The following is a 19,529-nucleotide window of genomic DNA, read 5'->3' as shown; positions in this document are numbered from 1 at the left end:
CGTCGCCTGAAATGCCGGCAGGCGGCACAGAATGCGCGTTGCGGCGATTGCACCTTGCGCCAAATTGAGGCATAAAGCCAAAAAACCCTCTGACCTGCAAAGGACATCGCTGTGCATTATCAACCGAAAAGCGACCTGCTGGACAATCGCATCATTCTCGTGACCGGCGCTTCCGACGGCATTGGCCGCGAAGCCGCCCTGACCTATGCGCGCTACGGTGCGCGCGTGATTCTGCTCGGCCGCAACGCCACCACGCTGCAGCAAACCGCTGAGGCGATTAATCAGCTCAATAAACAGCCCGCCGCTACGCTGCTGCTGGATCTGGCGCACGCCACACCGGAAAGCTGCCAGCAGCTGGCGCAACAGGTTGCCGCGCTGGTGCCGCGGCTGGATGGCGTGCTGCATAACGCTGGCATTCTCGGTGAGATCGTGCCGCTGGCGGAACTCGATCCGGCGGTCTGGCAGCAGGTGATGCAAATCAACCTCGACGCCACCTTCTATTTAACGCAGGCGCTGCTGCCGCTGCTGTTAAAATCCGACGCCGGTTCGCTGGTGTTCACCACCTCCAGCGTGGGCCGCACCGGCCGCGCAGGCTGGGGCGCCTATGCCGTGTCGAAATTCGCCACCGAGGGCATGATGCAGGTGCTGGCCGATGAGTATAAAAACCGCCATCTGCGGGTGAACTGCATCAATCCCGGCGGCACGCGCACCAAAATGCGCGCCAGCGCCTTCCCGGAGGAGAATGCCAGCCTGCTGAAAACCCCGGCCGACCTGATGCCGCTCTACCTCTATCTGATGGGCGATGACAGCCGCCGAAAAACCGGCATCAGCTACGATGCACAACCGGGGCGCAAGCCGGGACCGGCCAGCGCATGAGCGATCGTCACCAGCAACGCCAGCAGCGGCTGAAAGAACAGGTTGACGCCCGCATCGCCGCCGCCACCGAAACGCGCGGCATCCTGATGGTGTTTACCGGCAACGGCAAAGGTAAAACCACCGCCGCTTTTGGCACCGCGCTGCGCGCCTGCGGCCACGGTAAAAACGTGGCTGCCGTGCAGTTTATTAAGGGCGAATGGCCCAATGGTGAACGTAATCTGCTGGCGCAGCACGGCGTGGAGTTTCAGGTGATGGCCACCGGTTTTACCTGGGAGACGCAAAACCGTGCCAGCGATACGGCCGCCTGCCAGCAGGTGTGGCAACACGCCAGACGCATGCTGCAAGACGCGTCGCTGGATCTGGTGATACTCGATGAAATCACCTACATGGTGAGTATGGATTATCTCGATCTGGATGAGCTGATCGCTGCACTGCAGCAGCGTCCGCCGCAGCAAAGTGTGATCATTACCGGGCGCGGCTGTCACCGCACGCTACTGGAACTGGCGGATACCGTCAGCGAGATGCGTCCGGTCAAACACGCGTTCGATGCCGGCATTCAGGCACAGCAGGGAATCGACTGGTAAAAACTGACGCCGCAGGCGCGGCGTCAGGGAGCATCAGGAACCGCGTTTATTACTGTTGCGACGCGGGCTGTTATTGCTTACCGCGCTATGACGTTTCACCGCCCGGCGGATTTGGTTCGCTTTGGTGCGGCGACGATCTTTCTCGACCGCCACTTTGGTCACCGTCTCTTCCGGCAGTCCCACCAGCTTACGCAGGTAGTTGACCGCCGGCAGTTCCATCTCCATCCAGCCGCCGCGCGGCAGACCTTTTGGCAGCTGAATATCGCCGTAGCGCACGCGCATCAGACGGCTTACCTGCACGCCAACCGCTTCCCACAGACGACGCACCTCACGGTTACGCCCTTCCGTCAGGGTGACGTTGTACCACTGGTTAATGCCTTCGCCGCCGGCGAATTTGATGGTTTTGAACGCTGCCGGGCCGTCTTCCAGCTGCACGCCCTTGCTCAGCTGACGCACTTTTTCGTCATCCACTTCACCGAATACGCGCACTGCGTATTCACGCTCAACTTCGCGGCTTGGGTGCATCAGGCGGTTGGCCAGCTCACCGTCGGTGGTGAACAACATCAGACCGCAGGTGTTTACGTCCAGACGGCCGACGGCAATCCAGCGTGAACCGCGCAGGCGCGGCAGGCGATCAAATACCGTTGGGCGCCCTTCAGGATCGTTGCGCGTGCACAGCTCACCTTCCGGTTTGTAATACGCCAGTACGCGACACACCTCGGTGGCCGATTCAGCAATCGATACCAGATGGCCATCAATACGGATTTTCAGGGTTTTGTCATTTTCGATGCGATCGCCCAGCGTCGCCAGTTTGCCATCAACGCTGATGCGTCCGGCTGAAATCATTGCTTCGATTTCACGGCGCGAACCGTGTCCGGCGCGCGCTAATACTTTTTGTAATTTCTCGCTCATGGAGCTGCCTCGTTGTCGCCTTCCCAGGCGTCGTGGTAATGAAGAGGTAAGATACCGGCGTTACCAGGTCCCGTATCAGAATCTGTGACCGCTTCGCGCCAGGTGCCAGCGCGGACGGCCGGAGATTTTACACCAGCTACAGTTTCGTTAACACCTTTTCCTTTTCTGCCGATAATAAAGCGCCTGTGATCCGGAGGCTGAAGCGGGCAGCACGGTCATTGATTCAGATTTCTGATTGATTTGCGTAACGAGCGTCAGGATAGCCTGCGCAACCCGCTGAAATTACGTCGTTTTGCCTGAGGCCGTATATTTATTTAATGTTGCGCTGATTAGTGCCGCAATAGATTAAAGAGGCTCACCAGTCTGTTACCCGCAGCGTTCCCGGCCAGGCTGCAGTTGTGCAAACAGAAAATCGGCACAAAACACCAAAATCAGCACAAAGAACTTAATAATGGTGTTAGTAAAGCTAATTACAGCCAGCAGCACCAGCCCTACAGCGGATTGGCGCTGCAGGTTGGATTAAGTCTGTATTTTCGTTTTTATTTGATAAAGATTAAATATGATGAATTGTTCTGCCGCGAAAACTGTGTAAAATTTAATCCTGAATTCGGCTAAGCAGTATCAGAAATTATTTTAATTACTTTTTATAAGCTTTCAAACAACAAGCCATTAACAAATAATGGTACAGCTGGCCTGATAATATAATCCGGCGCGCTCGGGAAATGGCGCGCTAATCGTTTCACGGATTGAATTTAATTTGTCTGTCGAAAGTCTTCACCAGGGATTTTGCTGACAGACATTAAATGAAGACCGCCATCATGAGAACCTCCCTGCTTTGGCCGGCGCTTGCAGCGCTGGCACTGAGCGGCTGTTCCGTGGGCCATACTGAGTACAGTCGTACGGCGCTGCAGCACGTGGATATGAGCGTGACCGGCATCCCGACGGTACTGGGTCTGGGCATCCTCGGTACAACCATTCCGTTAACGCCGGAATACAGTCTGACTGCCGCGCACGTCGCCAAAACCGCCGTGCAGCGCGTGAAGGCTTATCATCCCTATTGCGACGTCGCGATTATTTATCATAAAAACAGCCCGGGTACGCTGGCGAAATTCCGCAGCAGCGCGGTGGGCGAGCCAATTAAAATGTATGGCTACAGTTTTATTTCCGCGATGCCGGTGGAGTCGAGCGGCGTTAATCTGGCGCGCACCGCCATTAATAATCGCTGGAATAAAAAACCCTGTATGGCAATGGCATCCGATGCCGGTGTCGTTCAGGGGATGTCGGGCGGCGCTGTCTATAATGCCGATCAGACCATCAGCGGAGTGATTGTGGGTTACAGCCATGAAATTGCTAACGTACGCAGCAAAAAAGTCATCTTAAAAGATGTCTCGCTGTACATTCCGTACGGCGATTTCAAACGCTGGCTGGAAGCCAATATCGGCCAGACGCCACAAACAGCGCCCGGCCCGGCGTAATCACAGGAACGGGCGGGTATCGCCTGCCCCTTCACGCACGATGACGGGCGCATCGCTGGTGAGATCGATCACGGTGGTTGGCTGCTGGCCCAGCGTGCCGCCATCGATAATTAAATCCACCAGCTTGCCGATGCTGTGCTGGATCTCTTCCGGATCGGATTCAGTGAAATCATTGCCTGGCAGCATCAGTGAGGTCGACATCATCGGCTCATTGAGGCGTTCCAGTAGCGCCAGCGCCACCGGGTTTGACGGTACGCGCAGGCCGATGGTTTTACGTTTGTCGTTCATCAGACGACGCGGCACTTCTTTAGTGGCCTTCAGAATGAAGGTGTAATTGCCTGGCGTATTGTTTTTCAGAATGCGAAACGCGCTGTTATCCACCTGCGAATAGGTCGACAGCTCAGAGAGATCGCGACACATCAGGGTAAAGTTATGGTTACCATCGAGCTGACGAATGCGGCAGATGCGCTCCATGGCATTCTTCTCTTCCAGACGGCATCCCAGCGCGTAGCCGGAATCGGTCGGATAGACAATAACGCTGCCTTTATTGAGATAATCCACCGCCTGATTAACCAGACGCGGCTGCGGATTTTCCGGATGAATGTGAAAAAGTTGACTCATAAAAACCTCATATCACCCATCAACGTGCGATTTGACCGGCGCTAAAGCGGGAAAACGCACCCAGACCGGCTCCACGCCGCCCGGCAGCCATAGCTTGCGCCCCAGTTCAATCCACGGACAGGGTTGGTGAAAATCGGACCCCTGCGAGGCCGCCAGCTGATTATCGCGTGCATAGCTCGCCAGCTGGGTACGTTCATTCGGTGCCTGCTGACACTGTGCCACTTCCATCGCATCGCCGCCTTCTGCGGCAAAATGCGCAATCAGTCGCTTCAGCCATTTGGCCGACAGCCCGTAGCGCGCAGGATGGGCCAGTACCGCCACACCGCCAGAATGATGAATAGCATCAATGGCTTGTTTAATTGTACACCATTGTGGCGGCACGTAGCCGGTTTTGCCACGCGCCAGGTAGTTTTTAAATACCTGCGCCATGTTATCGGCTTTGCCCAGCTCTACCAGATAGCGGGCAAAATGCCCGCGGGTGATCACCCCGCCCTGCGCCAGACGCTGAGCGCCGGCCAGCGCGTCAGGAATGCGCGCGCGCTCCAGCCGTTCGGCAATCAATTCTGCACGTGCCATACGGCACTGGTGCTGCTGCGCCAGAAAAGCGGTCAACGCCGGATGCTGCGCATCAATGTTGAGCCCGACAATATGAATTTCGTGGTTTTCCCACAGCGTCGACGCTTCCACACCGGCCAGTACCCGCAGCGGTAGCTGAAGCTGCTGCACCGCCGCCTGCGCTTCGGCAACGCCCGCCACGCTGTCGTGATCGGTAATAGCCAGCACACCGACATGCATCTCAACGGCGCGCTGCACCAGCGCGGTCGGCGTCAGCAAACCGTCAGAAGCCTGGGTATGGCTGTGTAAATCATAAAGTGGAAAACGGGCGATATCTGACAAGGTCACTCCAGCGACTGCATTAAACCGGCTGGCATGATAACGATTTTGCCCGTAACTGAAAAAGGGTATTGACTTTTTTCACCCGAACCAGTTAACTAGTACACAAGTTCACACGTAACGGGTATTTAATCATGGCTCTTATCGGTACGCATGTTAATGGTTGGTGGCGCGATGATCCCTTTCACGGGCGACGTCGTCATGCACATTTTGCGTAACCGCAGTGCAGATACCTGAGCCCGCCACCGAGCGGGCTTTTTTTTGAGCGAAATTCAGAGAATCCATTATGGCTAATGCGAAACCTACATTGAAGTTGATTACCGGTACCGCGCCCTACCGCGAAGATCCGGCCGCAGTGTTTCATCAACTATGCGGCGCACGTCCGGCAACTCTGCTGCTTGAATCTGCCGATATCGACAGCAAGCAGAACCTGAAAAGCCTGCTGATTGTCGACAGCGCGCTGCGCATCAGCGCCCTGGGCAATGTTGTTACCCTGCAGGCGCTGTCGGAAAACGGCCGCGCGCTGCTGCCGCTGCTGGACGAAGCGCTGCCGCCCGAGGTGCGCATCGCCGCTCGCCCGGACGGACGTGAGCTGCATTTCACGCCGGTTGAGGGTCTGCACGATGAGGACTCCCGCCTGAAGGCGCTGTCGGTGTTTGATGCGCTGCGTCTGATTCCGCATCTGGTGAACAGCCCGGCCGAAGAGCGTGAAGCCATGCTGCTGGGCGGCCTGTTTGCCTACGACCTGGTGGCGGGATTTGAAGATCTGCCGCCGCTGCGCAATGACCAAAGCTGCCCGGACTACTGCTTCTACCTCGCCGAAACGTTACTGGTGATCGATCACCAGCAGCGCAGCGCCCGTCTGCAGGCCAGCCTGTTTGCGCCGTCCACCAGCGAGTTTCAGCGTCTGCAGAGCCGTATTGAACAGCTGCACGGTCAGATGACGCAGCCAGCGCCTGCGCTGCCAGTGCAGCGCGTCGAGCAGATGACGCTGAGCACCAGCCAGAGCGATGAAGCTTACTGCAACGTGGTAAGCGAACTGCAGCAGGCCATTCGCATCGGCGAAATCTTCCAGGTGGTACCATCGCGCCGCTTTTCGCTGCCGTGCCCGTCACCGCTGGCGGCTTACGATACGCTGAAAAACAGCAACCCCAGCCCGTACATGTTCTTTATGCAGGATCAGGACTTTGCGCTGTTCGGCGCTTCGCCGGAGAGCTCGCTGAAGTATGACGCCAGCTCGCGCCAGATCGAAATCTACCCGATTGCCGGTACGCGTCCGCGCGGTCGCCATGCGGATGGCTCGCTGGATCGCGACCTGGACAGCCGTATTGAACTGGAAATGCGCACCGATCATAAAGAGCTGGCTGAGCACCTGATGCTGGTGGATCTGGCGCGCAACGACCTGGCGCGTATCTGTGTGCCCGGCAGCCGTTACGTGGCGGATTTAACCAAAGTGGACCGCTACTCGTTTGTGATGCACCTGGTATCCCGCGTGGTAGGCACGCTGCGTAACGATCTTGATGTGCTGCACGCCTATCGCGCCTGCATGAACATGGGCACGCTAAGTGGTGCACCGAAAGTGCGTGCGATGCAGCTGATTGCGGAAAAAGAAGGCACGCGGCGCGGCAGCTACGGCGGCGCGGTCGGCTACTTCACCGCCAGCGGCGACCTTGATACCTGCATCGTCATCCGCTCCGCCTGGGTGGAAGGTGGCGTTGCCACCGTGCAGGCCGGTGCCGGCGTGGTGCTGGATTCTCAGCCTCAGGCTGAAGCGGATGAGAGCCGCAACAAAGCCCGCGCGGTATTGCGCGCCATCGCTACTGCCCATCACTGCAAGGAGATTTTCTGATGGCCGATATCCTGCTGCTCGATAATATCGACTCCTTTACCTACAACCTCGTTGATCAGCTGCGTACCTTTGGCCACAACGTGGTGATTTACCGCAACAACGTCCCGGCAGAAGTGCTGATCGACCGCCTGCAGCAGATGGAAAACCCGGTGCTGATGCTCTCACCCGGCCCTGGCGCACCGAAAGATGCCGGCTGCATGCCGCAGCTGTTACAGGCGCTGCGCGGTCAGCTGCCGATCATTGGTATCTGTCTCGGCCATCAGGCCATTGTCGAAGCTTACGGCGGGCACGTCGGCCAGGCGGGCGAAATTCTGCACGGTAAAGCCTCCGCCATTACCCATGATGGCGAGGCGATGTTCACCGGCCTCAGCAACCCGCTGCCGGTGGCGCGCTACCACTCGCTGGTAGGCAGCAATACGCCGGCGGAACTGACGGTTAACGCCAGCTACAACGGCATGGTGATGGCGGTGCGTCACGAAACGGACCGCGTGTGCGGCTTCCAGTTCCATCCTGAGTCGATTCTCACCACGCAGGGCGCACGTCTGCTGGAGCAAACACTGGCCTGGGCGCTGGCGAAATAACAGGGAGATGATGATGCAAACTATTCTGGAAAAACTGTATCAGGCGCAAACGCTGAGCCAGGCCGAGAGCCACCAGCTGTTCAGCGCGATTATTACCGGACAGCTGGATCCGACGCAGCTGGCAGCGGCGCTGATCGCCATGAAAGTGCGTGGCGAGCGCCCGGAAGAGATCGCCGGTGCCGCCTCCGCGCTGCTGGCCGATGCCAGACCGTTCCCGCGTCCGGACTATACTTTTGCCGATATCGTTGGCACCGGCGGTGATGGCAGCAACAGCATTAATATTTCCACGGCCAGCGCCTTTGTCGCCGCCACCTGCGGGCTGAAAGTGGCCAAGCACGGCAACCGCAGCGTCTCCAGCAAATCCGGATCTTCCGATCTGCTGGCCGCTTTCGGTATCAATCTCGACATGCCGGCACAGCAGGCACGGCAGGCGCTGGACGATCTCAACGTCTGTTTCCTGTTTGCGCCGCAGTATCACAGCGGTTTCCGCCACGCGATGCCGGTGCGCCAGCAGCTGAAAACCCGCACGCTATTTAACGTGCTGGGTCCGCTGATCAACCCGGCGCGCCCACCGCTGGCGGTGATTGGCGTTTATAGTCCGGAACTGGTGCTGCCCATCGCCCAGACGCTGAAAGTGCTGGGCTACCAGCGTGCTGCCGTGGTGCACGGTGGCGGCATGGATGAAGTGGCGCTGCACAGTGCGACCCAGGTCGCTGAGCTGCGTGACGGCGAGATCACCAGCTATCAGCTGACGCCGGAAGACTTTGGCTTCAGCTTCCAGCCGAAAGAGGCACTGGCCGGCGGCACACCGGAAGAAAACCGTGACATTCTGACGCGTTTGCTCCAGGGTAAAGGCCAGCCCGCCCACGAGCAGGCCGTTGCGGTAAATGTCGCAATGTTGCTGAAAGTATTCGGAAATGAAGATTTGCGCGATAACGCTGAGCGCGCCATGGCTGCCATTCGCAGCGGTCAGGCGTACGAGCGCGTTGTGGCACTGGCAGCGAGAGGATGAAATGAGTATCAAGGGCACCGTATTAGAGAAAATTGTGCAGGATAAAGCCCTGTGGGTTGAAGCACGTAAATCGCAGCAGCCGCTGGCCTCCTTCCAGAACGATCTGCAGCCGGCGGAGCGTCATTTTTACGAGGCGCTGCGTGGCACGCGCACCGTCTTCATTCTGGAGTGTAAAAAAGCCTCCCCGTCGAAAGGGCTGATTCGCGCCGATTTTGATCCCGCGACTATCGCCGGGATCTACCGCCATTACGCCTCTGCGGTGTCAGTGCTGACCGATGAGAAATATTTCCAGGGCAGCTTTGATTTCCTGCCGGTGGTCAGCGCCGCCATCACGCAGCCGGTGCTGTGCAAAGACTTTATTATTGATCCCTACCAGATTTACCTGGCGCGCCATTATCAGGCCGATGCCATTCTGCTGATGCTGTCCGTACTGGATGATGAGCAGTACCGTCAGCTTGCTGCGGTGGCGCATAGCCTGAAAATGGGCGTGCTGACCGAAGTCAGTAATGAAGAAGAGCTGGAGCGCGCTATCGCGCTGGAAGCTAAAGTGGTTGGCATCAACAACCGCGATCTGCGTGATTTGTCGATTGACCTGAATCGCACGCGTCAGCTAGCCCCGCGTCTCAGCCATGGCGTCACCGTGATCAGCGAGTCCGGCATCCATAATTACGCCCAGTTGCGCGAGCTGAGCCATTTTGCTAACGGCTTTTTAATTGGCTCGGCGTTGATGGAAGAGCACGACCTCGACGCCGGTGTGCGCCGCGTGCTGCTGGGCGATAACAAGGTGTGCGGCCTGACCCGCCCGGAAGATGCGCAGGCCGCACATCAGGCTGGCGCGCTGTATGGCGGCGTGATCTTTGCCGCCGGTTCGCCGCGCCAGGTTAACGAGGCGCAGGCACAGGCGGTGATCGCCGCCGCACCGCTGAAGTATGTCGGCGTGTTCCGCAATCAGACTATCAGTGACGTTGTCACGTTAGCCACGCGTTTATCGCTTGCGGCCGTTCAGTTGCACAGCGACGAAGACAAAGCCTACGTTGCAGAACTGCGCCAGGCGCTGCCAGCCAGCGTGCGCATCTGGAAGGCGCTGAGCATTCAGGATCGGTTGCCGCCACGCGACTGGCCGCACGTTGATCGCTACGTGCTGGATAATGGCCAGGGTGGCAGCGGTCAGCGCTTTGACTGGTCGCTGCTGCAGGGTGAAGACCTGGCTGATGTGCTGCTGGCCGGTGGCCTAAGCGCCGATAACTGCGTCGAAGCCGCTCAGCTCGGCTGTGACGGCCTCGACTTCAACTCCGGCGTGGAATCCGCGCCGGGCATCAAAGATGCCAGCAAAGTCGCGGCGGTATTCCGCACGCTGCGCGCCTATTAATTGCGTCTGCCCGCCTGCGGGCGGGCCGGATAAGGAAGAGGACACGATGACGACATTACTTAATCCCTACTTTGGCGAATTCGGCGGCCAGTATGTGCCGCAGATTTTGATGCCAGCACTGCGTCAGCTGGAAACGGCCTTTGTTGAAGCACAGCGCGATCCGGCGTTTCAGGCAGAATTTACTGACCTGCTGAAAAACTACGCCGGTCGCCCGACGGCCCTGACGCTGTGCAGCAACCTGACCAAAGGCAGCAAAACCCGCCTGTACCTTAAGCGCGAAGACCTGCTGCACGGCGGCGCACACAAAACTAACCAGGTGCTGGGCCAGGCACTGCTGGCAAAACGCATGGGCAAAAACGAGATCATCGCGGAAACCGGCGCCGGTCAGCACGGCGTGGCGTCGGCACTGGCGTGTGCCCTGCTCGGCATGAAATGCCGTATTTACATGGGCGCAAAAGACGTTGAGCGTCAGTCACCCAACGTGTTCCGTATGCGGCTGATGGGCGCAGAGGTGATTCCGGTACACAGCGGCTCGGCCACGCTGAAAGATGCCTGTAACGAGGCGCTGCGCGACTGGTCCGGCAGCTACGAAACCGCGCACTACATGCTCGGCACTGCCGCAGGTCCGCACCCGTTCCCGACCATTGTGCGTGAATTCCAGCGCATGATTGGCGAAGAGACCAAAGCGCAGATTCTGGAAAAAGAGGGTCGCCTGCCGGATGCAGTACTGGCGTGCGTCGGCGGCGGTTCTAACGCCATCGGCATGTTTGCGGACTTCATCGAAGAGAGCAGCGTGCGCCTGATCGGCGTGGAGCCTGCGGGTCACGGTATTGACACCGGTGAGCACGGTGCGCCGCTCAAGCACGGTCGCGTCGGCATCTATTTCGGCATGAAGGCGCCGATGATGCAGACCGAAGAGGGACAGATCGAAGAGTCCTACTCCATCTCTGCCGGTCTCGATTTCCCGTCGGTCGGTCCGCAGCATGCGCACCTGAACAGCACCGGCCGCGCTGACTACGTGTCAATCACGGATGATGAAGCGCTGGATGCCTTTAAGACGCTGTGTCGTGCCGAAGGCATCATTCCGGCACTGGAGTCATCACACGCGCTGGCGTATGCGCTGAAGATGATCCGCGAAAATCCGGACAAAGAACAGCTGCTGGTGGTGAACCTTTCCGGCCGCGGTGACAAAGACATCTTTACCGTTCACGATATTCTGAAAGCTAAGGGAGAGATCTGATGGAGCGTTATAATCAGCTGTTTCAACGTCTGTCCGCGAAACAGGAAGGCGCGTTTGTGCCCTTCGTCACCCTTGGCGATCCGTCGCCGGCGCTGTCGCTGAAAATTATTGATGCGCTGGTCGCGGGCGGTGCGGATGCGCTGGAGCTGGGCATTCCGTTCTCCGATCCGCTGGCCGATGGCCCGACCATTCAGGGCGCTACGCTGCGCGCCTTTGCCGCCGGCACCACCGTGGCGCAGTGTTTTGAAATGCTGGCCACCGTGCGCCAGAAATACCCCGATCTGCCGATTGGGCTGCTGATGTACGCCAACCTGGTGTTCAGCAGAGGTATCGACAACTTCTACGCGCAGTGCGCTGCGGTGGGCGTTGACTCGGTGCTGGTGGCTGACGTGCCGGTGGAAGAGTCGGCCCCATTCCGCCAGGCGGCGATGCGTCACAACATTGCGCCGATCTTTATCTGTCCGCCCAACGCGGATGACGATCTGCTGCGCGAAATCGCCTCGCACGGCCGGGGCTACACCTATCTGCTGTCACGCGCTGGCGTTACCGGTGCGGAAAATCGCGCCAGCCTGCCGCTGCACCATCTGATCGAGAAGCTGCGCGAATATCATGCTGCGCCGCCGCTGCAGGGCTTCGGCATCTCTGAGCCGGGTCAGGTGAAAGAGGCCGTTGCCGCCGGAGCCGCCGGAGCCATCTCCGGCTCGGCCATCGTAAAAATCATCGAGCGTAATCAGAACGACCCAACGGCGCTGCTTAGCGAACTGCAAACGTTCGTCAGCGATCTCAAAGCGGCTACCCGCTGAGTTGGCACGGCCCTGCACAAGCTGCAGGGCCCTTCTTACTTCCTGCCCCCTTTTTTCTCCCCTGCGACAAACTTTTTCATCGCGCCTGAGTTGCCGAAATGCGAGGCACGGCCCACACTTAAGCGTGCCGTCACGTTACGGTGCACCACCATCTATGACAGGGAGATAACCGATGAAATTGTTCAAAGTCGTTGCGGGTTTTTTAGTGGCTGCAGTGATGGCGCTCACCTTAAGTGCCTGTGCACCAACAGCAACAAAGGAAGGGACCGGCGGTTACATCGATGACACGGTCATTACCACCAAAGTGAAGGCACAGCTGCTGAATGACGAGGCGCTGAAATCGACAGAAATTAACGTTGAGACCTTCAAAGGGAAAGTACAGCTGAGCGGCTTTGTCAGCTCGCCGCAGATGGCCAACCGTGCGGTTGCGGTAACGCGTAACGTGGCGGGGGTAAAATCCGTCGTCAACAATATGCAGATTAAGTAACTAAACGGGCGACCTGCGGGTCGCCCTTTTTCTTTCTGGTGTAAAAATCAGAAACGGTAGCCCGCGCCAAAGAAGAACACCCACGGATCGATGCGGGTATTGATATTCTGCTGTTCGCCCGCCGCTTTGAATTTCACCTCGGTATCGATGTCCATGTACCACAATGACGCGTTGAGCATCCAGTCGCGGTTGATCTGATAATCCAGCCCGACCTGACCCGCCACGCCCCATGAATCTTTCACGCTCAAATCGCTCAGCTGCGCATCCTGCCCGGTCTGGTTGAACTTCGCATCGTAGAAGGTGGTGTAGTTGATCCCGACGCCAACGTAAGGGCGCAGCGCACTTTGGCTGTCGAAAAAGTAGTACTGCGCCATCAGGGTGGGCGGCAGCTGACGCACGGTAGCGAGGTTGCCGGTCGGGCCAAGTCCCACTTTGTGGCGGAACGGCGTGGCCGCCAGCAGCTCAACGCCGATATTGTCGGTCGCCATCCAGGTAAACGTCAGACCCAGCTGGGTATCATTACTGACGCTGAAGCCGCCCATACCCAGCACATTATCAGAGCCTTCGGTCGGACGAACGGTCGCGCTACCGGCGCGCACAAAAAAATCACCGGCCTGGTGAGCCAGTGCCAGTTGCGGGATCGCCAGCGCCAGCAGCAGCGCGCATTTAGCCAGTTTCATAATCACTCCTTTGCCGGAAAACAGGGTATTGAGGTTAATCGCGGCACAAGATTTACCCCTTTTTTGCCAAAAGATCATCAGCATCAATTCAAATTAATCACTTATAAAACAATGAATTGATTCAGATCAATTTTGCCTTTACAAGCGGACATAAAAATCCTGTTGCCGCCATGACACGGCGTGATTATGTTGCTATTCCCCTTTTGTGATTTTGGTTCGAAGCCTCAGGAGTGGCGGGCGATCAGATGAGCGATTTACTTAACCCCTGTATGACCTGTGGCGCCTGCTGCGCCCATTTTCGCGTTTCATTTTACTGGGCCGAAGCCGACGACGGCGGTGGCGCGGTGCCGGTTGAACTGACAGAACCCCTGAGCCTGCTGATGCGCAACATGCGCGGCACCAACGATCGTGCTCCGCGCTGCGTGGCGCTGCAGGGTGAAATTGGCGGCTGTGTTTCCTGTGGGATTTATGCGCAGCGGCCGTCACCGTGCCGGGAGTTCGCCATGTCCGGCGAAAATGGCGTGCCGAATGACGCCTGCGATCGCGCCCGGGCGCGCTATGGTTTACCCGCGCTTTTTCACCCTTCTTTACCTGAGATGACAGAAAGTTATGGGATTCCGGGTGCCAGCCTGCCTGCAGAACATGTACAATCGCCGGGTTAATTAACCCGGTTCCTTCAAGGAGTGTACATGTCTATCACGGCAAGCTCGTTATACCGTGACACAGGAAATTTTCTGCGCCATCAGCTGGTCACCATCGTGCTGATGGCGTTGCTGACCTCGTTTATTACCGTGATTGTTGGCCACGCCCTGACGCCGGGCGAGGATCAGTTATCCCTGCTCAGCCAGACCGACAGCAGCGCCTCATCGCTGTTTGAAATCGTCCAGAACATGTCACCGGATCAGCAACGCATTCTGCTGCGCGCCTCTGCCGCCGGCACTTTCGCTGCCCTGATTGGCAACACGCTGCTGCTGGGCGGCATGCTGTGCCTGCTGCCGATGGTATCCAGTGGACAGCGCGTCAGCGCGCTGCGCGCGATTGGCGCCTCTGCGCCGCTGCTGCCGAAACTGCTGGTGCAGACCTTCCTGATCACCCTGCTGGTTCAGCTGGGCTTTATGGTACTGATGGTGCCGGGTGTGATTCTGGCGATTCTGCTGTCGCTGGCGCCGGTGATGCTGGCAAGTGAAAAAATGGGCATTTTCAGTGCGATGCGCGCCAGTATGCGTCTGGCATGGAAGAACATTAAGGTGATCGCCCCGGCGATTATTTTGTGGCTGCTGGCGAAAATTGCGCTGATGTTCTTCTTCTCCTCGCTGACCGTGCTGCCTGCCAATATCGCTTCGGTGGTGCTCAACGCGCTGGGCAACCTGGTATCAGCCATTCTGATTATCTATTTGTACCGGCTGTATATGCTGTTACGTTAAGCGTTACGGCGCCCGCTGCGGCGCCGTAACTCAACGCTCCTGCCCCTGACTGGAAACGCTATGAAGCAGTTACTCGATTTTCTTCCCCTGGTAGTTTTCTTTATTTTCTACAAGCTGTACGACATTTTCGTCGCCTCCGGCGCGCTGGTGGTGGCGACCGGTATTGCGCTGGTGGTCAGCTGGGTGCTGTACCGCAAGCTGGAAAAGATGACCATTTTCACCTTTGTGCTGGTTGCGGTGTTCGGCACCCTGACCTATGTGTTCCACAACGATGAATTCATCAAATGGAAAGTCACGGTGATTTACTCGCTGTTCGCGCTGGCGCTGCTGTACAGCCAGTGGTTTATGCAGCAACCGCTGATCCAGACCATGCTTGGCAAAGAGCTGCAGCTGCCGGGTGCGGTATGGCGTCGGCTGAATATCGCCTGGGCCCTGTTCTTCCTGGCCTGCGGCCTGGCGAATATTTATGTCGCGTTTTGGTTATCCCAGGCGTTTTGGGTTAACTTTAAAGTGTTCGGTCTTACCGGCCTGACCCTGCTGTTTACGCTGTTAAGCGGCCTGTACATCTGGCGACAGATGCCGCAACAAGAACAAAAATAATCGATGCAGCCCGGTCTCCGCCGGGCTTGTCTTCACCTGCAGAAGAACTGAGCAATGGACGAAAAACATAAGTTGCCGCAAGGCGAGATGGTCTCGCGTACCCTGGCGATGCCGGCAGATACCAATGCCAACGGTGATATCTTCGGCGGCTGGCTGATGTCGCAGATGGATATGGGCGGCGCGATACTGGCTAAAGAGATTGCCAAAGGCCGCGTGGTAACGGTGCGCGTGGATGGTATGACCTTCCTCAAGCCCGTCGCCGTCGGCGATGTGGTGAGCTGCTACGCGCGCTGCATCCGCACCGGCAATAGCTCGATGACCATTAACGTGGAAGTGTGGATTAAAAAAGTGTCGTCCGAACCGATCGGCCAGACTTACTGCGCCACCGAAGCGGTGTTTGTTTATGTGGCGGTCGATAACAGCGGGAAATCCCGTCCACTGCCGGAAGGCCGAGCCAATCTGAGCGATTAAGCGTATAAAAAAGCGGCCCGGAATGGCCGCTTTTTCTTTGCCTGTCTGGCTTTACTCGATGTTCGCGCCGCCGTTAATGCGGAACACGATGTTCATCGTCAGCCCCTTGCCCGGCCGCCCTGGCTGATAGCGCCACTTCTTCATCGCCTGCTTCACTTCGCGCTCAAACATGTTGCGCGGCTCAGCGGACAAAATCTCGACATTATCGACGCGCCCATCGCTGTCCACGTCAAACTTGACCCGCACCCGCCCTTCAACGCGCAGCGCGAACGCACGCGCCGGATAGGCCGGCTTGCTGACGCTCATCGCTTTCGGTCCATCCGACACCGTCTGCGTTGGGGCCGGGTTACTCTTCGGTGCCGTAGAGGGGCGCGTTTGCGCGGCTGGCGCGTCCTGTTTAAACGGATTCTCCTGCGGCTTCACCTGCTGGCGCGGCTTCGGCTCTGCCTTTTTCTCCACCTTTGGCTTCGGTTTCGGTTTTGGCTTCGGTTTAGGTTCCGGCTTAGGGATCGGCACCGGCTCGGCTTTTGGTGGCTCTGGCGCGACTTCCGGCTCGGGTTCCGGTTCGGGCGGCGGCGGCGGGGTTACGGCTGCAGGTGCCGGTTCAGGCTGCACTTCGGGGGCTACCATGCTAATGCTGATAGGCTGAGACGCTTTAGGAACCTCAATGGTCTGATGAAATGAAGCATAAAGAATGCCGGCGATTACCGAACCGTGAAGGAGCACGGATAAAATCACGGACACAGGCGTTCGGGTTGGAAAAGGCGTAGTCAACGTCGTCATATCAGTCATGTTCATTGAGTGAAGCGCTGATTTTAAATGCAAATAGCAATCAGTTTCAATAAGCACGCTACTGAAGCCCAAAAGAAAGGCGCTTTTTAACCCTGCCTGCGTTGCAGCGCGCGCCCAGTATCTTTCGTTTGCACTCTGTTTAGCGATCACTTAACGTGTCTCGCAAATTCGGCAAGTCTAACGGGAGTATCCCATCGTGCTTTACGTCATTTATGCGGAAGATACCGCAGATTCACTGGAAAAACGTAACTCTGTGCGACCGGCACACCTGGCGCGTCTGCAGCTGCTGCAGGATGAGGGGCGTCTGATTGTCGCCGGTCCTCTGCCTGCCGTCGACAGTAATGAGCCGGGCCCGGCTGGTTTCACCGGTTCTGTGATTGTTGCCGAGTTCTCATCGCTGGAAACGGCCCAGTCATGGGCCAATGACGATCCATATATCGCCGCTGGCGTGTACGACAAAGTCACGGTTAAACCGTTTAAACGGGTGTTCTGATGCAGTGGCAGCCCCTTCTGTTGTTAGTGCTGGTGCTGCTGCTGATTGGTCGTGCGCTGTGGCTGTGGCGCCGTCAGGGCTGGCGTCAGGCGCGCCAGCACATCGTCATGCTGGTGGTACTGGCGGCGGCCCTGCAGATAGTGAATGTTTCACTGGTATTACGCGGCCACTGACGACCGCGTTAATTGCTCAGGTATTCTGCGTGATAAACAGGATGGAGCGACGCTGCTGCTGCGCTACCTGATGACGAATCGCATGGATGCGCTTATAACGACGTGACTGCCCTTCCAGCCAGCGGGCACGACGGCGATGCGCCTGGCGTAACATTCTCCAGCGGGCCACTTCATTTCTGCTGCGTCTCATCACATCCTCTCTGACTGGCTAAACCCGCGACGCATTATAGTGATCTGGCTAAAAATGCCAAATCGAAACCTTCATCGAAACGTCATCAACGATTAAAGGTTTCGCTGGCGCAAATCAACACGTAAACTTTGCCCATCAAAGCGCGAACGGGACGTCCACTTTATGACCACATTTTATACCCTTATCAGCTGGTTGCTGCTGTTTGGCTACTGGCTGCTGATTGCCGGGGTTACGCTGCGCATCCTGATGAAGCGGCGTGCGGTGACCTCGGCGATGGCCTGGCTGCTGATCATCTACATTCTGCCGCTGGTGGGTATTATCGCCTATCTGTCGTTTGGCGAACTGCATTTAGGTAAACGTCGCGCAGAACGCGCCCGCACCATGTGGCCCTCGACCGCCAAATGGCTCAACGACCTGAAACAGTGTCGTCACATTTTCGCGACTGAACACAGTGACGTGGCGCGTTCCCTGTTCGAGCTGTGCCGTCATCGTCAGGGTATTGCCGGCGTTAAAGGCAATCAGCTGCAGCTGCTGACCAGCGCCGATGACGTGATGCAGGCGCTGATCCGCGATATCCAGCTGGCGCGCCATAATATTGAGATGGTGTTCTACATCTGGCAGCCGGGTGGTCTGGCTGATGATGTGGCGGAATCGCTGATGGCTGCCTCACGGCGCGGCGTGCACTGCCGCCTGATGCTGGACTCCGCCGGCAGCGTGGCGTTCTTCCGCAGTCCGTGGGTGGGCATGATGCGCAACGCCGGTATTGATGTGGTCGAGGCATTGCAGGTCAGCCTGTGGCGTGTGTTCCTGCGCCGCATGGATTTGCGTCAGCACCGCAAAGTGGTGCTGATCGATAACTACATTGCCTATACCGGCAGCATGAATCTGGTGGATCCGCGCTTCTTTAAACAGGATGCTGGCGTGGGTCAGTGGATTGATCTGATGGCGCGCATGGAGGGCCCGGTGGCCACCACCATGGGCATCGTCTACGCCTGCGACTGGGAAATCGAAACCGGCAAACGCATTCTGCCGCCAGCGCCGGACGGCAATGTGATGCCGTTTGAGCAGGAGAGCGGTCACACCATTCAGGTGATCGCCTCAGGTCCGGGCTTCCCGGAGGACATGATTCATCAGGCGCTGCTGACAGCGGTGTATTCGGCGCGCGAGCAGCTGATCATGACCACGCCCTACTTCGTGCCGAGCGACGACTTACTGCACGCCATCTGTACCGCCGCGCTGCGTGGCGTTGAGGTGAGCATTGTTGTACCGCGCAATAATGACTCGCTGCTGGTCGGCTGGGCCAGCCGCGCCTTCTTCACTGAACTGCTGGAAGCCGGGGTGAAAATCTATCAGTTTGAAGATGGCCTGTTGCACACCAAGAGTGTGCTGGTGGACGGTCAGCTCAGCCTGGTGGGCACGGTGAACCTGGATATGCGCAGCCTGTGGCTCAACTTCGAGATCACGCTGGTGGTGGATGATGACGGCTTTGGTAGCGATCTCGCCACCGTCCAGGATGATTATATCGCCCGTTCGCGTCTGCTGGACGGCGCGCGCTGGGCAAAACGTGCCTGGTGGCAGCGCATCGTCGAACGACTGTTTTACTTCTTTAGCCCTTTACTGTAAAACGAGCGAAAATATTACCGCCTCAGGGCAAGCAGGAATGACCATGGATTTAAATAATCGCCTTACCGAAGATGAAACGCTGGAACAGGCTTACGATATTTTTCTTGAGCTGGCAGGCGATAACCTCGATCCGGCAGACATCATTCTGTTCAATCTGCAATTTGAAGAGCGCGGCGGCGCCGAGCTGTTTGATCCATCAGAAGACTGGCAGGAACATGTGGATTTCGATCTCAACCCTGACTTCTTCTCAGAAGTGGTGATCGGCCTCGGTGAAGCGGACGGCGAACCGATTACCGATGTGTTCGCGCGCATCCTGCTGTGCCGCGAGAAAGATCACAAGCTGTGTCATATTCTGTGGCGTGAATAAGCCGCAGCGCATA

Annotated in this window: 22 protein-coding genes, 1 pseudogene and 1 other annotated feature; of the genes and pseudogenes, 17 read left to right on the top strand and 6 right to left on the bottom strand. The window is 57.7% G+C overall.

What is annotated here, in order from left to right; translation table 11 throughout:
• The first annotated feature begins 111 nt into the window (after positions 1-111).
• Both C1N60_RS09770 and cobO read left to right on the top strand, forming a co-directional pair.
• Positions 112-876: a YciK family oxidoreductase gene (locus tag C1N60_RS09770; protein WP_021510112.1), complete on the top strand. Its 765-nt coding sequence runs from the start codon at positions 112-114 to the stop codon at positions 874-876.
• On the top strand, positions 873-1,460 hold the full coding sequence (gene cobO / locus C1N60_RS09765; protein WP_125308571.1) for a cob(I)yrinic acid a,c-diamide adenosyltransferase: 588 nt from the start codon (positions 873-875) through the stop codon (positions 1,458-1,460). The genes C1N60_RS09770 and cobO overlap by 4 nt, the downstream gene beginning before the upstream one ends.
• Positions 1,461-1,493: 33 nt before the next feature.
• Here cobO and rluB read toward each other — a convergent pair whose 3' ends face one another.
• The gene (rluB, locus tag C1N60_RS09760) at positions 1,494-2,372 is read right to left on the bottom strand and encodes a 23S rRNA pseudouridine(2605) synthase RluB (RefSeq protein ID WP_059011621.1); all 879 of its coding nucleotides are present in this window, start codon (positions 2,370-2,372) and stop codon (positions 1,494-1,496) included.
• A gap of 818 nt (positions 2,373-3,190) precedes the next feature.
• Between rluB and C1N60_RS09755 the strand changes: the two genes are divergently transcribed.
• Positions 3,191-3,847 (top strand): serine protease family protein, encoded by a 657-nt coding sequence (locus tag C1N60_RS09755; RefSeq protein WP_211145584.1) that lies wholly within the window; start codon positions 3,191-3,193, stop codon positions 3,845-3,847.
• On the opposite strand, the gene C1N60_RS09750 is transcribed toward C1N60_RS09755, so the two are convergent.
• Positions 3,848-4,468, bottom strand: coding sequence for an L-threonylcarbamoyladenylate synthase (locus C1N60_RS09750; RefSeq protein WP_021510107.1), 621 nt, complete (start codon positions 4,466-4,468; stop codon positions 3,848-3,850).
• A 12-nt stretch (positions 4,469-4,480) separates the two neighbouring features.
• Positions 4,481-5,365 (bottom strand): RNase RNM, encoded by an 885-nt coding sequence (locus tag C1N60_RS09745; RefSeq protein WP_211724405.1) that lies wholly within the window; start codon positions 5,363-5,365, stop codon positions 4,481-4,483.
• A 155-nt stretch (positions 5,366-5,520) separates the two neighbouring features.
• Positions 5,521-5,625 (top strand) — a sequence feature (Trp leader region).
• 23 nt (positions 5,626-5,648) lie between these two features.
• On the opposite strand from C1N60_RS09745, the gene C1N60_RS09740 reads away from it, so the two are divergent.
• The 6 genes and pseudogenes from C1N60_RS09740 (at position 5,649) to C1N60_RS09715 (ending at position 12,703) form a co-directional block, all read left to right on the top strand.
• The gene (locus C1N60_RS09740) at positions 5,649-7,211 is read left to right on the top strand and encodes an anthranilate synthase component 1 (RefSeq protein ID WP_394521719.1); all 1,563 of its coding nucleotides are present in this window, start codon (positions 5,649-5,651) and stop codon (positions 7,209-7,211) included.
• Positions 7,211-8,804 (top strand): annotated as a pseudogene (trpD, locus tag C1N60_RS09735) (bifunctional anthranilate synthase glutamate amidotransferase component TrpG/anthranilate phosphoribosyltransferase TrpD). Before C1N60_RS09740 ends, trpD begins: the two are co-directional and overlap by 1 nt.
• Position 8,805: 1 nt before the next feature.
• Positions 8,806-10,173, top strand: coding sequence for a bifunctional indole-3-glycerol-phosphate synthase TrpC/phosphoribosylanthranilate isomerase TrpF (trpCF, locus tag C1N60_RS09730; RefSeq protein WP_394521718.1), 1,368 nt, complete (start codon positions 8,806-8,808; stop codon positions 10,171-10,173).
• Positions 10,174-10,219: 46 nt separating this feature from the next.
• On the top strand, positions 10,220-11,413 hold the full coding sequence (gene trpB, locus C1N60_RS09725; protein WP_021510101.1) for a tryptophan synthase subunit beta: 1,194 nt from the start codon (positions 10,220-10,222) through the stop codon (positions 11,411-11,413).
• Positions 11,413-12,216 carry a tryptophan synthase subunit alpha gene (gene trpA / locus C1N60_RS09720; RefSeq protein ID WP_058771266.1) on the top strand — a complete coding sequence of 268 codons (804 nt, stop codon included), beginning with the start codon at positions 11,413-11,415 and terminating at the stop codon, positions 12,214-12,216. Before trpB ends, trpA begins: the two co-directional genes overlap by 1 nt.
• A 172-nt stretch (positions 12,217-12,388) precedes the next feature.
• Positions 12,389-12,703: a BON domain-containing protein gene (locus tag C1N60_RS09715; protein WP_021510099.1), complete on the top strand. Its 315-nt coding sequence runs from the start codon at positions 12,389-12,391 to the stop codon at positions 12,701-12,703.
• A 47-nt stretch (positions 12,704-12,750) separates the two neighbouring features.
• Here the strand turns inward: C1N60_RS09715 and ompW are convergent, their stop codons facing one another.
• Positions 12,751-13,383 (bottom strand): outer membrane protein OmpW, encoded by a 633-nt coding sequence (gene ompW / locus C1N60_RS09710; RefSeq protein ID WP_058771265.1) that lies wholly within the window; start codon positions 13,381-13,383, stop codon positions 12,751-12,753.
• A 245-nt stretch (positions 13,384-13,628) separates the two neighbouring features.
• On the opposite strand from ompW, the gene C1N60_RS09705 reads away from it, so the two are divergent.
• From C1N60_RS09705 to yciA, 4 genes are read left to right on the top strand one after another with little or no spacing between them, the layout of a single operon-like run.
• Positions 13,629-14,045, top strand: a complete 417-nt coding sequence (locus tag C1N60_RS09705; RefSeq protein WP_260642135.1) for a YkgJ family cysteine cluster protein — start codon at positions 13,629-13,631, stop codon at positions 14,043-14,045.
• Between the two features lie 27 nt (positions 14,046-14,072).
• Entirely contained in the window at positions 14,073-14,807 is a 735-nt protein-coding gene (locus C1N60_RS09700) for a YciC family protein (protein WP_104092993.1), read from the top strand.
• A 60-nt stretch (positions 14,808-14,867) separates the two neighbouring features.
• Positions 14,868-15,407 (top strand): septation protein A, encoded by a 540-nt coding sequence (locus C1N60_RS09695; protein ID WP_058758637.1) that lies wholly within the window; start codon positions 14,868-14,870, stop codon positions 15,405-15,407.
• 54 nt (positions 15,408-15,461) lie between these two features.
• Positions 15,462-15,878 carry an acyl-CoA thioester hydrolase YciA gene (gene yciA, locus C1N60_RS09690; RefSeq protein WP_215785851.1) on the top strand — a complete coding sequence of 139 codons (417 nt, stop codon included), beginning with the start codon at positions 15,462-15,464 and terminating at the stop codon, positions 15,876-15,878.
• 51 nt (positions 15,879-15,929) lie between these two features.
• On the opposite strand, the gene tonB is transcribed toward yciA, so the two are convergent.
• Complete coding sequence (tonB, locus tag C1N60_RS09685; protein ID WP_031280217.1) at positions 15,930-16,661, bottom strand: TonB system transport protein TonB; 732 nt, start codon at positions 16,659-16,661, stop codon at positions 15,930-15,932.
• A 205-nt stretch (positions 16,662-16,866) separates the two neighbouring features.
• Between tonB and C1N60_RS09680 the strand changes: the two genes are divergently transcribed.
• Complete coding sequence (locus C1N60_RS09680) at positions 16,867-17,163, top strand: YciI family protein (protein WP_010617723.1); 297 nt, start codon at positions 16,867-16,869, stop codon at positions 17,161-17,163.
• Positions 17,163-17,336, top strand: coding sequence for a hypothetical protein (locus tag C1N60_RS09675; protein ID WP_021510092.1), 174 nt, complete (start codon positions 17,163-17,165; stop codon positions 17,334-17,336). The genes C1N60_RS09680 and C1N60_RS09675 overlap by 1 nt, the downstream gene beginning before the upstream one ends.
• Before the next feature lie 16 nt (positions 17,337-17,352).
• Here the strand turns inward: C1N60_RS09675 and C1N60_RS09670 are convergent, their stop codons facing one another.
• A complete protein-coding gene (locus C1N60_RS09670) occupies positions 17,353-17,526 on the bottom strand; it encodes a YciY family protein (protein ID WP_088517180.1) in 174 nt (57 codons plus the stop codon).
• 162 nt (positions 17,527-17,688) lie between these two features.
• On the opposite strand from C1N60_RS09670, the gene cls reads away from it, so the two are divergent.
• Positions 17,689-19,149: a cardiolipin synthase gene (gene cls, locus C1N60_RS09665; RefSeq protein WP_104092997.1), complete on the top strand. Its 1,461-nt coding sequence runs from the start codon at positions 17,689-17,691 to the stop codon at positions 19,147-19,149.
• Between the two features lie 37 nt (positions 19,150-19,186).
• The gene (locus C1N60_RS09660; protein ID WP_013509338.1) at positions 19,187-19,516 is read left to right on the top strand and encodes an HI1450 family dsDNA-mimic protein; all 330 of its coding nucleotides are present in this window, start codon (positions 19,187-19,189) and stop codon (positions 19,514-19,516) included.
• Positions 19,517-19,529: the final 13 nt, after the last annotated feature.

This window comes from Pantoea sp. SGAir0184 (assembly GCF_043544755.1).
Note: the sequence above shows the minus strand (reverse complement) of the source record. Positions and strands in the feature narration are given on the sequence as shown.